Origin of the sequence: Streptomyces sp. NPDC003720 (genome assembly GCF_042875075.1) — a bacterium.
GTDB lineage: Bacteria > Actinomycetota > Actinomycetes > Streptomycetales > Streptomycetaceae > Streptomyces.
Genome location: NZ_JBIANZ010000005.1, coordinates 51,077 through 64,624 on the forward strand (window position 1 = coordinate 51,077; position 13,548 = coordinate 64,624).

General features: G+C 67.2%; 11 protein-coding genes. 10 read left to right on the forward strand and 1 reads right to left on the reverse strand.

Translation table 11 applies throughout. The features are described 5' to 3' along the window. The first annotated feature begins 95 nt into the window (after positions 1-95). The 9 genes from ACFYU0_RS14880 to ACFYU0_RS14920 all read left to right on the forward strand — a co-directional run bounded on the left by ACFYU0_RS14880 (position 96) and on the right by ACFYU0_RS14920 (position 8,946). Positions 96-1,973: a discoidin domain-containing protein gene (locus tag ACFYU0_RS14880; RefSeq protein ID WP_389301011.1), complete on the forward strand. Its 1,878-nt coding sequence runs from the start codon at positions 96-98 to the stop codon at positions 1,971-1,973. Between the two features lie 277 nt (positions 1,974-2,250). After that, positions 2,251-3,495, forward strand: a complete 1,245-nt coding sequence (locus tag ACFYU0_RS14885) for an Ig-like domain-containing protein (RefSeq protein ID WP_389301014.1) — start codon at positions 2,251-2,253, stop codon at positions 3,493-3,495. Positions 3,496-3,742: 247 nt separating this feature from the next. Then, the gene (locus tag ACFYU0_RS14890; RefSeq protein ID WP_389301016.1) at positions 3,743-4,297 is read left to right on the forward strand and encodes a hypothetical protein; all 555 of its coding nucleotides are present in this window, start codon (positions 3,743-3,745) and stop codon (positions 4,295-4,297) included. Between the two features lie 67 nt (positions 4,298-4,364). Further along, the gene (locus tag ACFYU0_RS14895) at positions 4,365-6,617 is read left to right on the forward strand and encodes a hypothetical protein (protein WP_389301019.1); all 2,253 of its coding nucleotides are present in this window, start codon (positions 4,365-4,367) and stop codon (positions 6,615-6,617) included. Next, entirely contained in the window at positions 6,614-7,150 is a 537-nt protein-coding gene (locus ACFYU0_RS14900) for a hypothetical protein (RefSeq protein ID WP_389301021.1), read from the forward strand. Before ACFYU0_RS14895 ends, ACFYU0_RS14900 begins: the two co-directional genes overlap by 4 nt. A gap of 146 nt (positions 7,151-7,296) precedes the next feature. Next, positions 7,297-7,638, forward strand: coding sequence for a hypothetical protein (locus ACFYU0_RS14905; protein WP_389301024.1), 342 nt, complete (start codon positions 7,297-7,299; stop codon positions 7,636-7,638). Between the two features lie 41 nt (positions 7,639-7,679). After that, a complete protein-coding gene (locus tag ACFYU0_RS14910; protein WP_389301027.1) occupies positions 7,680-7,823 on the forward strand; it encodes a hypothetical protein in 144 nt (47 codons plus the stop codon). 58 nt (positions 7,824-7,881) lie between these two features. Continuing rightward, positions 7,882-8,079 carry a hypothetical protein gene (locus ACFYU0_RS14915; protein ID WP_389301030.1) on the forward strand — a complete coding sequence of 66 codons (198 nt, stop codon included), beginning with the start codon at positions 7,882-7,884 and terminating at the stop codon, positions 8,077-8,079. A 21-nt stretch (positions 8,080-8,100) separates the two neighbouring features. Then, complete coding sequence (locus ACFYU0_RS14920) at positions 8,101-8,946, forward strand: hypothetical protein (RefSeq protein ID WP_389301033.1); 846 nt, start codon at positions 8,101-8,103, stop codon at positions 8,944-8,946. 101 nt (positions 8,947-9,047) lie between these two features. On the opposite strand, the gene ACFYU0_RS14925 is transcribed toward ACFYU0_RS14920, so the two are convergent. After that, a complete protein-coding gene (locus tag ACFYU0_RS14925; protein ID WP_389301036.1) occupies positions 9,048-9,263 on the reverse strand; it encodes a hypothetical protein in 216 nt (71 codons plus the stop codon). Positions 9,264-10,228: 965 nt separating this feature from the next. Between ACFYU0_RS14925 and ACFYU0_RS14930 the strand changes: the two genes are divergently transcribed. Continuing rightward, positions 10,229-13,537: an RHS repeat-associated core domain-containing protein gene (locus tag ACFYU0_RS14930; protein WP_389301038.1), complete on the forward strand. Its 3,309-nt coding sequence runs from the start codon at positions 10,229-10,231 to the stop codon at positions 13,535-13,537. The last annotated feature ends 11 nt before the right edge of the window (positions 13,538-13,548 follow it).

Genomic DNA, 13,548 nt, shown 5'->3' on the forward strand with positions numbered 1-13,548 from the left:
GTCGCACCCCGCGTCGCACATTCCACTGAACTGTCATGCCCCTGCCATATACGCGCACCGCCGGATCCTTCCCCACCCCCACTGAGGAGAGCCGCATGCCATCCCGAATCCCGCGCACCCTGCTCGCCGCCGCCCTGTCCACCGCGGCCCTGCTGACCTCCGGCCCGCTCCTGGCCGCCCCCGCGCACGCCGCCCCGGCCGCCGTCGCCTGGGACACCGACCGCGCGGCCGCCGCGTACGCCCTGAACCCGGCCGCCGTCACCGCCTCCGGCAGCGAGAACGCCGGCACCGCCCCCGGACTGGCCTTCGACGGCAACGGCGCCACCCGCTGGTCCAGCGACTTCGCCGACGACGCCTGGATCCGCGTGGACCTCGGCGCCACCGTCCGCGTCGACCGCGTCGTCCTGGACTGGGAGGCCGCCTACGGCAAGCGCTACGTCCTGGAGGTCTCCGGGAACGGCACCGACTGGACGCCCTTCTACACGGAGACCGACGGCACGGGAGGCTCCGTCACCGCCCACACCTACCCGCAGGAGGTCACCGGCCGCTACGTCCGCCTGCGCGGCCTGCAACGCGCCACGCCCTGGGGCTACTCCCTCTGGAACTTCAAGGTCTACGGCGGCGAACCGGCCCCCGCCTCGACGACCCGCACCAACCTGGCCCTGAACCACCCGGCCTACTCCGACTACTACCAGCACGCGGGCAACTCACCGGCGTTCGTCACGGACGGCGGCTGGCCCGCCGACCTGAAGTCCGACAGCACCCGCTGGTCCAGCGACTGGAACGCGGACCGCTGGGTGTCGGTCGACCTCGGCGCACGGTCGACGATCGACACGGTGGACCTGTACTGGGAGTCCGCGTACGCGGTCGACTACCTCCTCCAGGTCTCGGACGACAACCGCACCTGGCGCACGGTCTACGAGCCGTCGGCCGCGGACGTCGCCGCCCGCCGCGCGAACGTGAAGTCGCCGTCCGAGGCGACGGGCCTGCACGACACGGTGAAGCTGCCGTCCCCGGTCACCGGCCGCTACGTCCGCATGCTCGGCAAGGAGCGCCGCTCCTTCTACAACCCGGCCCCCGCGACGGCCCAGTTCGGCTACTCCCTCTACGAGTTCCAGGTCTGGGGCACCGGTGGCTCCGCGTCGGCCGCGTACCCGGCACTCCCGGCCGACCAGCCGGGCGGCTACCGCACCACCTTCTTCGACGACTTCACGGGCGCCGCACTGGACCGCTCCAAGTGGCGCGTCGTCCGCACCGGCACGGAGATGGGCCCGGTGAACGGGGAGTCCCAGGCCTACGTCGACTCCGCGGACAACATCCAGACCCGCGACGGCAGCCTGATCCTGAAGGCCAGGTACTGCAAGGGCTGCACGAAGGCGGGCGGCGGCACCTACGACTTCACCTCGGGACGCATCGACACCAACACCCACTTCGACTTCACCTACGGCAAGGTCAGCGCGCGTATGAGGCTCCCGGTCGGCGACGGCTTCTGGCCCGCCTTCTGGCTGCTCGGCAGCGACGTCGACAACCCGTCCGTCTCCTGGCCGGCCTCCGGCGAGACCGACATCATGGAGAACATCGGCTACGGCGACTGGACCAGCTCGGCCCTGCACGGCCCCGGCTACTCGGCGGACGGCAACATCGGCGCGCGCCAGACGTACGCCGGCGGCGGCACGGCGGACCAGTGGCACACCTACGCCGTCGAATGGACCCCGACGGCCATGCGCTTCTACGTCGACGACCGCCTGGTCCAGGAGACGACCCGCAACAAGCTGGAGTCGACCCGCGGCCAGTGGGTCTACGACCACAACCAGTACGTCATCCTCAACCTCGCCCTGGGCGGCGCGTACCCGGCCGGCTGGAACAAGGTGACCACCCCCTACTGGGGCCTCCCGCAGTCCAGCGTGGACCGGATCGCGGGCGGGGGAGTGCAGGCCGAGGTGGACTGGGTGCGGGTGGAGCAGAAGGGGTGACACCGGCCACACCCCGGGACGGCGCCGGCCGGGCGGCTCACCGGCCGCCGCCTCGGACCGGTGGTCACGGGGCGCTGTGACCCCCTCCGGCGATGGGTGGCCTTCAGCACAATTTGCCCGTTAAGAGCGGGCGAATGTGTATAAGTGGATCGAAGGACGGTTGTGACCCTTGGGCAACCAGTCCCGCAATCCGAGATCAACGGCATGGGAGAAGAGTTTGACCCCGGTACGAACACGACGCACCAGGCTGGTGGCTGCGGCCGGCGTACTCGGCGGTGTGCTCGCAGTGACGGCTCTGGGCGGCACCAGCCACGCCGCCACCGGCGGCAACGGCGCCGGTGACCAGCAGCAGACCCAGGCCCCGGCGGCTCCGGCGACCCCGGCCGCTCCGGACGCTTCCGCGACCCCGGGGGCGACCGCGCCCTCGGCGGCTCCGACCGCCACCCAGGACGTCTCCGACGCCCGCATAAAGATCACGCCCGGGCAGGGCGCCCACCACGTCGGGGTCAACGATCCCGTGAAGGTCACCGTCAGTGACGGCAAGCTCACGAAGGTCACCATGACCGCCGTGGCGACCGGCGCCGAGATCCCCGGCGCCCTGTCCGCGGACGGCACGTCCTGGCAGCAGGACGGCGCGCTGAAGCCGGCCACGAGGTACCAGGTCGCGGCGGAGGCCCAGGACGCTCAGGGCCGCGCCGCCACCGAGAACGCCACGATCGCCACGGTCTCCCCGGGCAACGACTTCATCGGGCACCTCTCTCCCCAGAACGGCTCGACCGTCGGCGTGGGCATGCCGGTGTCCTTCACCTTCGACAAGGCGATCACCGACAAGGCCGCCGTGCAGTCGGAGATCCGGGTCAGCTCCAGCAGCGGCCAGCAGGTCGTCGGCCACTGGCTCAACGACGGCCGTCTGGACTTCCGCCCCGAGAGCTACTGGAAGCCCGGCTCGACCGTCACCGTCGACATGAACCTCGGCGGCGTCCAGAAGACGGTCACGTTCAAGATCGGCCGGAGCCAGGTCAGCACGGTCGACGCCAAGACCAAGAAGATGACCGTCGTGCGGGACGGCAAGAAGATCAAGACCATCCCGATCTCGTCCGGCAGCGCCGAGCACCCGACGTACAACGGCCAGATGGTCATCTCCGAGAAGTTCCGGCACATCCGTATGAACGCCGCGAGCGTCAACCTCACGGAGAAGGACGGCAAGCCCTCGTACAACATCGCCGCCGTACCGCACGCCATGCGCCTGTCCGACTCGGGCACGTTCATCCACGGCAACTACTGGGGCGCCGACTCGGTCTTCGGCAAGGTCAACACCAGCCACGGCTGCGTGGGCCTGAAGGACGTCAAGGGCGGCGGCGACGCCACGAAGCCCGCCGCCTGGTTCTTCGACCACTCGCTGATCGGTGACGTCGTGATCGTCAAGAACTCCGACGACAAGTCCAAGCTGTCCCCGGACAACGGCCTCAGCGACTGGAACGTGCCGTGGAGCGAGTGGACCGCGGGAAGCGCGACCAACTGACGCTGGACCCGATTCGACGCCCCTGAGGGGCGTCTTCTCCGCCAGGCGGCGGCCGACACCGAGTCGGCCGCCGCCTGGCTGTTCCAGGGCGGTCAGAGCGTGTGCCCCGGTGCGGCAGGATGTGCTGAGCTTCGCCGTGATCTTGATGCGTGGGCCGATGGAAGATGCCATCGCCCGGCGTGCGGAAGAGAAGGGGTGACGATGCGCCCGAGTGCGGCCGCGTCTGCCTGAAATCTTCACAGCCGGCATGCGAGGCACTGCGGGCCTGACGCACACCTGCCTCGGCCGGGTTGCTAATTTGATCGGGCACTGGATCGTCCGCAAGGGGGAAGGGGATCCCGGCATGGCATGGGACGAGTGGGAGCAGTTGAAGGCCCAGGCGGCCGGGCGGGGGCAGACCCACACGCGACTCAACCACGTGCCGCCGGACGAGGGCGGCGGAGGCGCCGGAGACCTGGTGGTCCACCAGGACGATTTGGGCGCCGTGGGCCATGAGGCCGACATCCTTTACGACGACGTGAAGAGTCAGGCCGACATCGCCGGGACCGGCAACGGCTCGACGGCCCAGGCCGCCGCCACCTTGAAGTCGCACGGGTTCCAAACCGGTGGTGCCCTGGAGGCGACCATCGAGATGTGGTCCTCGCAGGTCAAGGCAGTCCTGCAGGCGTGTGCGCACATCTCCGAGCACCTGGACTACACCAAGAAACGGCACTCGGAGGACGACGCCAAGATCGGTGCGGTTCTGCGTGGCAGTGACGGCTCCGCCACGTCCGTGTCGCAGCTCGACGAGTACTTCAAGTAAGGGACCGCTGATGGCTCTCACCTTCACCGACCTGGTCGAGGTCGACCTCGGCAAGCTCGCGAGTGCGGTGTCCGACTGGAAGAAGGCCGTCGAAGGCCTGCAGAAGTCGGCGGAGAACGCGCGTAAAGGCATGCAAGCCAAATCGGACTCCGCGCGGTGGGCCGGCGTGAACGCCACGGTGACGAGGGGGTTCGTGGCCAAGACGGCCAAGGAGATCTTCGACCTGCACACCGAGGCCAACAGCATCTACCGGGTCCTCGAGGACGGGCACACCGAGCTCGAGTCGCTGCAGAAGCAGATGAAGAGCGCTGTCCATGATGATGCCGCGAAATTGGGCATCCGTGTGGAGGACATCGGCGGCGGCAGGGTCCGCTGCTACTTCCCGCACGTGCGCGGGGACACCGACGAGCGCACGCAAAACCAACTCGACCAGCGGCAAGAGCTGGAGGACCGGATCAATCGGATCCTCGCCCACGCCGCCGAGATCGATGCCTCGATCGCCCGCGCCCTGACCAAGAGCCACGGCAACGACCCCTACAACGCGGGCCACAGCAAGTACGAGTCCCTCAACGACGCCGAGGTCGAGCGCGCCGTCGAACTGGCCCGCAAGGGCGACAAGATGTCCGACGCGGAGCTGCGCGAACTCAACGAACTCCTGCGCTTCAACTCCGCTGAGAAGGACGGCGAGTTCGCCACCGAGTTCTACGAGGGACTCGGTGGACCGGAGAAGACGCTTCAGTTCTACGCCGCGATGTCGATCGACGGCACCGGCGGCGACGCGAGCAAGACCCGGCTCGACGCGGTACAGGACCTGCAGAAAGTCATGGGGTACACGCTCGCCAACGCCACGGACCCCGACCACAAGCAGCATCTGTCCGGCGACTGGGGCGCGCAGTTCCGGCGCCTGGGCACCCAGCAGATCGCCTGGGAACGCGGCCAGTGGAACAAGCCGTACGGCTACCAAGTCCTCGGCGGCCTGCTGCGCTACGGCAACTACGACTCCCGCTTCATCAACCCCATCGCGGAGCACATCACCCAGCTCCACAAGAAGGACCCGTACTTCTTCCTGTCCACCAAGCCTGCGGGCAGCCCGGACACGTACGGATTCAATCCCTCCGGGAAGCTGGGCTCGGGTAACGACCCGCTGAACAGTGTCCTGGAATCGCTGGGCCACAGTCCGGAGGCCGCGGAGAAGTTCTTCACCGGAACGCCGACTGCGTACAACGAAGACGGGACGGTGAAGAAGGGCGGCGACCCCGGCTTCACCTCGTACCTCGATCTCTTCACCGACAAGGATTTCGAGTGGACGGTCGATACGAACGCGACGAACGTCCTGGCCGACGAGGACAAGTCCAAGGCGGCCCTGACCTTCGGTCCTGAGGCCCTCGGCCACGCACTGGAGGCGGCGACCACCGGTCGGCCGTACGACAGCGACGCCTCTGCCGCTGCAGTTCAGCACACCGAGGCGCAAGCGCATCTGGTCAGCGACATCGTCAACAAGTTCGGAGGCGACCCGGAACTCATCCGGCACAACGAGAACGGGGATCTGGACGGAGAGGAGACCGGTCCGCTGTACGGCCTGCGCGGAAGCCTCGGCGACATCACCGCCGAGTACATGGGTGACTTCCAGCGAGCCATGTACGACGAGGACCCCAGCAGCGATCTCTTCCCGTCGTTCGGCGCCTCGGCCGACCTCGACGCGAACAACGTCGCCCGCTTCCTGGGCGAGGTGGGTCAGGACCCCGACGCCTATTCCGCCATCACCACCGCACAGCAGACGTACACGACCGATGTCGTGGACCACGTCATCAACGACCCCACCCACTCGACAGCGTCGCTGGACGGGCGCGTGGGCGCCGCGGTCGCCCCCGGTTCCGCGATCGCCGGCATCATGAGCGACGCCCGGGCTCATGCGATCTACGAGTACCACACTGCTTCCGACACGGATTTCAACGAGGCTGCGGCCGAGAAGCAGAAGTGGGTGAACCGCATCCTGGGCATGGGTCTGGAAAAGGTCGGTGAGCGCGTCCCCATTGCCGGTGCTCCTCTCGAATGGGCCTCGGAGGACATCCAGGAATCCATCATGAAGAGCATCGAGCAGGACACCTCGAGCGAAGCGGAGGCGGAAGCCGGCGCGGAGTACACCAACGGACGAGAAGCAGCTCTGGATTCCGCCCGGTCCGCCGTCGATCACGCTCTGCTGAACAACAACACCATCGACCCCGACACCGCCGACGATCTCAGGAGAGCAGCGCGCACTTCGGCCGGTCACAGCCACTCCGACGGCGCACAGTGGAAATCGGAGAGTAGCAAGCATTGAGATTCTCATCGCATGTCCCGCTCGGCGGCCTGCTCCTCATCGCCGCGGTCACGGTGGTCGGCTGTGATTCGGAGGCGCCCGAGCAGGGGTTCGCCGTTCCGAAGACCCTCTGCGGGGTATCGGTCCCGACCCATGCGCTTGCACGGCTCCTGCCCGAGTCGGGTGAGCGGCTCACCGTGGAGCGTCGTGGAAGTCTCGACGACGGCTCCGCGCTGTGCGGTGTCAAGGTCGACGACGCCACGGTGCTGCAAGTGAGCGGAGAACGCATCGACGCCGGTGACTCGGCGCGGCACATTTTGCGGAGCCGACTCGCGGTCCAGGAGCAGAAGTCCGCGGAGGGCAACTCGATCGCGTACGCCGATCACGCCGCCGTGTCGCTGATCAAGTGCACCGGTGCCCATGTCCAGGAGGACGTCAGCACCCTCGTCAAGGTACTGAAGCCCGCCCGCCCGAATGAGTCTTCGATGAAGGAGCTGATTCAGGGATACACGGCTTCGCTGAAGAAGCAGCAAGTCTGCAAGCGGGCCTCTTGAACGGCGACTGCGGCGGCCGGGCGGGAGGTCCGGGAAAGCGGGGCCGCCTGTTCGGCTTCCGGACAGCTCTGGCCGTCGTGGGAGTGCTCGGCGTGGCCGGGATGGTGGCATGGGAGGTATGACCGTCCGAGAAGCCCGACGTCGCGGTGCCGACGCGCGTCTGCGACGACGCCCTTCCCGGAGCAGATGTCGCGGCCCTGCTGCCGGAAAAGGGCGAGCCGTTTACGCAGTGGCACGCCATTGTCCTCAACCCGGAGCATCCGTACACCAGGAAGGCGCCCGGTACTTGCAAGGTGTACGGCGGCGGCAAGTCCGTGCGGATCGAACACAGCCTTTACGCCAAAGCGGACTACACCATGAAGGACGTCGCCCGCGACGCGAGTGCGGCAGGCGCCACCCGAATCACGCTCGGCCAGGCCGAGGGATTCCACAAAGGGGACACACCTCCCTCTTCGCCGACTGCTCTTCGGACCAGGGCAGGGCCGTAGTAGAGGTCGACGTCACGTACCAGAAGACATCGGACCGGGCGGTGATCCAGAAAATAGCCGCGCTCGCCGCCGACACCTTGCGGCTGGAGGCCCGAGAACTGTGGGCCTGCGACGGTGCAGAGCACCTGTCGAACGGCACTCCGCGCATCGGCGGAGTGTCAGGAGGCAGCTCCTGGAAGACGTGACGGCCGCCGCGAACAAGTCGGCGCGATCCGCAGCACCCTCAACCACCACGGTGAACCGGTGCGCCTCATCTCCTGCTACTCCGGCGCCGACGCAAGACCGCCCGAGCTGCCCCTCGCGCAGGCCGTCGCCAACGAGCTCGGTGTGCCGGTGACGGCACCCACGAGCAAGGTGGGAACGTCTCCCCAGCTCGGTCTCAACCAGACCACCACTGGCAACAATGGCTACTGGCGCACCTACCTGCCCATGGGCCACTAGGGCGGGCTCACAGGAGTGAAAATGATCAAGCGAGCGGGCTTCTACCGGGAGATCGGCGGTCGGGCCACCACGGCAGACGATTCGCCGTCGCTGAGAGACGTCGTGCAGAACAGTGGACCCTGGGACGAGGATCGTGTCCTCGCCTACCTGGAATCGGCCTTGGAGATCTACACCACGATGGGCGCCGAGCGCGACGCCCTCACCGGCGAAGAGTGGATCGTCGGCTCCGGATCCCTGATGACGGACGGCACATGGCTCTGGCCCGTCGATCTCACGCACTACGTGCGTCGTCACCACGCTGCCTTGCCGCAGGAATTCCTGGACCACATCCGGACCAACAACTACACGGTCCCCGTCGTGCCCGACGAACGGACCAGGCACATTATGCAGGAGGAGTTCCCGGACCACGTCCCGGCTGCGGCCCCGTCCAGGGCTGCGGGCTTCTTCACTTGGCACGTGCCGAAACTGGACAGCGCGCGTGCCCATCAGCTCCTCACGCATCTGGAGGACGCCGGGCTCTCCGCCGTGCACCCGCTGACCAATGTCCTCTTCGGGGCTCGCGAGACGTCGGCCGGAAACCGTGAGCCGCTGATGGGCGACGGCGCAGCCCTGACCGCCGCCTTGGCCGACGATAGATACTCGAAGGTCGAGTTCACCTGCTGGAAGGGCTACGACCAGTCCCTGGCCGGCATTGTGCGACGCACGGACGAAATGACGCAGAGCATCACGCTGCGCCTCACCGACATCCCCGTGCCCGACCGAGAGGCGGCGGTCGCGGCACTGGTGCGCACACTCGATCGGGATGCGACGGACTGCCACTGGTCCGACGGTGCTAGTGCGGACGCTGTCGGTATCGAGTTGTACTGAGGGGTAAACGAGATCCGCACGAGGTCATCCACGAGGACAGATGGTCCGACTCGCGGGCATTGACGGCGGGGGCGGCCCGGTGGAGGCCGCCCCCGGGCGGGTCATGCGTTCTGCTTGGTGTGGTCCAGCACCTTCATCCCGGCGCCGAAGACGCTGATGAAGACCAGGCTGCTGCTCCCGAGGATGCCGCGAGGGGTGTCACCCAGAGCCATCATGAGAAGGGCGGCACCCAGGGAAGCCACCAGGGAGACGAGGATGACGATGGTGATGCTGTACACCGAGCGGTTGGGCACCTGCGGGGCAGAGTTGGTCGACAATCTTCCTCCATTGACTCATCAGCATGCTCGCCGGACGCGGGCATGACTCGCCGATGCGAGAGCTTCCCAGTGACTTGGGGCAGGCCGAAGCTCTGCAGTCGACTGGCCGCGATCAGATCGCGTGAGGCGAGAACGCCAATGGAGTGCCTGAATCAACAGGACTTGCCGAACGCCTAAAACCTTACTTGGTTATCAACTGATCAGCAAGCGACTGGCGTTCGCGGAAGTCGCGGTCCCCTGATGCGCGTGAGGAAGGTCGTCTGGCGTAGGGGAGTGCCAGGACCCGCGGGCACCAGGCCGCGCCGCGCCGACGCGATGTCGCCGAGTCTCTACCGGCACATCCGCCACAGTCTGGGCCGTGAGCGCGTACGGACGCATCCCTCGAGATGCACTGGCGCATGGACGTCTTCCAGCTCCACCGGCTCTGGCGCCACCGCTGATCGCGTGACGCCGGCCGGACCGATTGCTGGTCAAGGCGCGACATCATCAGGGGCGTACAGGCCTGGACGGTCCGCCGGACGGCTGGCCGCCTTCGGGCGCGGCTGTGCGGTCGGGGCCAGCAAGGCCCAATGGAGCTCCTCGTCGCGTGTCCTGCCCGCTCCTGGCGAACGGTTCACTGTGTGGATGTGGTCTGCTCGGCGTCACGTGCGCGGGGGGTGTCCCTTTCGGCCATTGGTGTCTGAAGCCGAATGTACTGTCGGCCTCCGCAGGGCGTCGGCGTGATGAGGTTCTGCGTGGTTCACCCTGTTTCCTTCGCTGAACCGGAGAGGCTGATTCCTGCCCGCATGTGAAGGGAATCGATGGGAACCGTGTCGATCTTTGCCTGGTTTACCTGACAACTTGTGCGAGCCCGGTGGCCGTTGGGGCTGTCGGCGCTTGTCTTCTTGTGGGGGAAAGCCATGCGCACACGTGCCCTCGGCACGTCTCTTCGTCATGCCCGGAAGAGATCAGGATCGGCCGCCGCGGTGGCGGCGGTGACGGTGGCGGCCCTGGCGGCGGCCGTACTGCCGGCCTCGACCGCCAGCGCCGCCGACGGGAAACCGGTGTCGAAGTGGGGCAAGAGCAGCCCCGACTTCACGATGCCGCCGGTGAAGGTCGGCCCGAACCGGCCGGTGAAGTCGGAGCCGACGGAGAAACCGACCGGTGCCGCGTACGACTCGTGGCTGCGCGAGCAGCGCGCCCACGCCAAGGACCCCGCTTCGAGCCGCAAGAAGCACGCCGGTGTCGCCTCGGAGGCGTCGCTGATGGTCTTCGTGCCGGAAGGCCAGGGCGACGTGCCCTGGCACCGCTCCACCAGCTTCGCCATCACCGACTCCCTGAACGCGAAGATCGACTACTCCACCGGCAACCTGATGCTGACGGCGACGGACTTCGACATCGCCGGCGTCGGACAGCGCCTGCGACTGGCACGGACGTACAACTCGCTGGACGCCCCCTACGGCCGCGTCTCGCAGCGCTGGTGGCAGCAGTACGAGCGCTACCTGTCCTTCTTCAGCAATGAGGTGATCCTGTACGACGCCTCCGGCGCCACCGTCCGCTTCACCAAGAACAGCGACGGCTCCTTCACCACCCCGAAGGGCTACTCGGAGGACCTGAAGAAGAACTCCGACGGCACCTACACGCTGACGAAGTGGAAGTCGGGCTCGAAGGAGACCTACGACGCGTCAGGGACGCTGACGAAGGTCACCGACCGCAACCACGGCACGATCACCGTCACCCAGCACAGCGACGGCGGCTTCAAGCTCACCGAGACCCGCTCGGGTCGCTGGATCGACGTGACCAAGGTCAACGACACGCTGTGGCAGGCCAAGGACAACACCGGCCGCAGCACCGGATACGGCCTCGACGCCGCCGGCAACATCGACCACACCACGGACGCCGAGGGCAAGACCACCCTGTTCTGGTACGACTCCTCCGGCCGCGTCAGCAAGATAAGCACCGGTGAGGGCCGCGTGACGGTCTTCACCTACGACGACGCCAACCGCGTCACCAGCATGCTGCGCGGAACCGGCTTCGACAGCAACGGCCACACCGGGCCCACCTGGACGTACACCTACAGCGCCACCTCCCCGACGGCCGCCGGCACGACCACCGCCAAGGACCCGGAGCTCCACGCCACGAAGTACGAGCACGACGGCGACGGCCAGGTCACCGACGTGACCGACGCCCTGGGCCACAAGCGGTCGACGAAGTTCGACGCCAACCACAACATCGACACCGCCACGGACGCGATGGGCTCGGGCACCACCCCGGGCAAGGTCACCGACTACGGCTTCAACTCCCGCAACAACCTCGAGACCGTCGCCATGCCGACCGGCGGCAAGACGGTCAACTCCTGGCAGACCATCGCCGGCGGCGACGTACCGAAGGACTCCACGAACGCCGACGGCGAGAAGACGAGCTTCAGCTACGACACGGCCGGCAACACCACCTCGGTCGCCCAGACCGGCACCGGCGGCGGCAGCGTCTCCTACGACTACAACCCCGCCACTCCGACCTGCGGCGGCTTCGAGGGTCAGCGCTGCGCGCAGAAGACGAAGATGACGTCGACCAAGACCGTCACCACCGACTTCCACTACGACGCCAAGGGCAACCTCGACTGGGCCAAGCCCCCGGCTCCGCTGGACAAGACGACCTACACCTACGACGCCCTCGGCCGCACCGAGACGATGACCGACGCGCGCGGCATCAAGAGCGTGTACGTCTACGACAACCTCGACCGGATCAAGACCGTCTCCTCCACCAACGACACGGTCCGCTACTGGTACGACGGCGACGGCAACCTGACCCAGCGTTCGGACGGCACGGGGACGGTGAAGTACGAGTTCGACCCGCTGCAGCGCGAGACGGTCCGCCACCTCCAGGACGGCTCCCAGACCCTCATCGCCTACACGGCGGCCGGCAACGTGGACTACTACCAGGACCCGGCAGGCACGATCGACTACACCTGGAACGAGGTCAACAAGCTCACCGAGCTGAAGGACCCGCAGGGCGCGGTGACCAAGTACGGGTACAACAACAACGACGTCCGCACTTCCACCACGTACCCCGGCGGTACGGTGCAGAAGGTCGACGTCGACGACTCCAGCCGCCCGAAGTCCATCAAGGTGACCTCCGACCAGGGCACCCTGGTCGACCTCGGCTACACCTACGGCTACGGCACGAACGCCGCCACCGACGGCAGCAAGATCCGCACCAGCACGGACAACGTCAGCGGGCTGAAGCGCACCTACTCCTACGACGGCGCGGGCCGCTTCTCCTACGCCAAGGAGGAGAAGAACGGCACGATCGCCGACTCCTGGCAGTACTGCTACGACCTGGCCGGCAATCTCACCTCCCAGGGCACCGATCAAGGCTGCCCGCGCGGCACCACCTACACCTACAACGACGCCCAGGAGCTCACCGCCAAGTCCAGCACCAGCGGCAGTTGGTCCTACGACGCCATCGGCAACGAGACCGCCGGCGCCTCCACCGACGACTACACCCGTACCGGCGAGACCTGGACCGACTACTCCCAGATGTCGTCGATCACGGTGAACGGCAAGGCGTACAGCGGGCAGTACGGCTCCACCGACCAGAGCGAGCGCATCCGCCTCGGTGACACCTACTTCCACAACGGCCCGCTGGGCCTGTCCGCCAAGTCGACCGCCGGTGTGGACATGGGCTTCAACCGTGAACCCGGGGGCACCCTGAACTCCATGACCACCGGGGGCAAGACGTACTACTACCTCACCGACGCCATCGGTTCGGTGATCGGTCTGGTGGACGTCGACGGCAACAAGGTCGACACCTACACCTACAGCCCCCGCGGTGTGCGCATCCTCGCCCAATCCTCCGAACCGGTCGCCCAGCCCTACCGGTTCGCCGGCAACTACCAGGACCCCACCGGCCTGTACCACCTCCAGGCCCGCTACTACGACGCCAACGTCGGCCGCTTCACCCAGCCCGACCCCTCCGGCCAGGAGCAGAACCCCTACCTCTACGCCGAGGGCGACCCCGTCAACCGCATCGACCCCTCTGGGCTCCTCGACTGGGGCAAGTACGGGATGGAGTGCGTCAAGGGCGGTGCCCAATCGGCGCTCATCGGCCTTGCCACCGGCGTGACGGAGACGGGTGTGGGAGCTCTGGCCGCATTCGGCGAGGGGTGCGCCCAGAACGTGGCGGTGGAGGCAGTCGGTGACTACGTCGACCAGAACGCGGGAGAGGCGTTGAACTGGCTGAGCGACGCGAAGGACTTGAAGGATCTCACCAAGGCCGGCTTGAAGGCCTTGTGAGCCGATATCCG

Excerpts from the sequence above, each read along its gene's own strand:
- ACFYU0_RS14880 (WP_389301011.1), top strand. The coding sequence starts at position 96 with ATGCCATCCCGAATCCCGCGCACCCTGCTCGCCGCCGCCCTGTCCACC.
- ACFYU0_RS14890 (WP_389301016.1), top strand. The coding sequence starts at position 3,743 with ATGCGAGGCACTGCGGGCCTGACGCACACCTGCCTCGGCCGGGTTGCT.
- ACFYU0_RS14920 (WP_389301033.1), top strand. The coding sequence starts at position 8,101 with ATGATCAAGCGAGCGGGCTTCTACCGGGAGATCGGCGGTCGGGCCACC.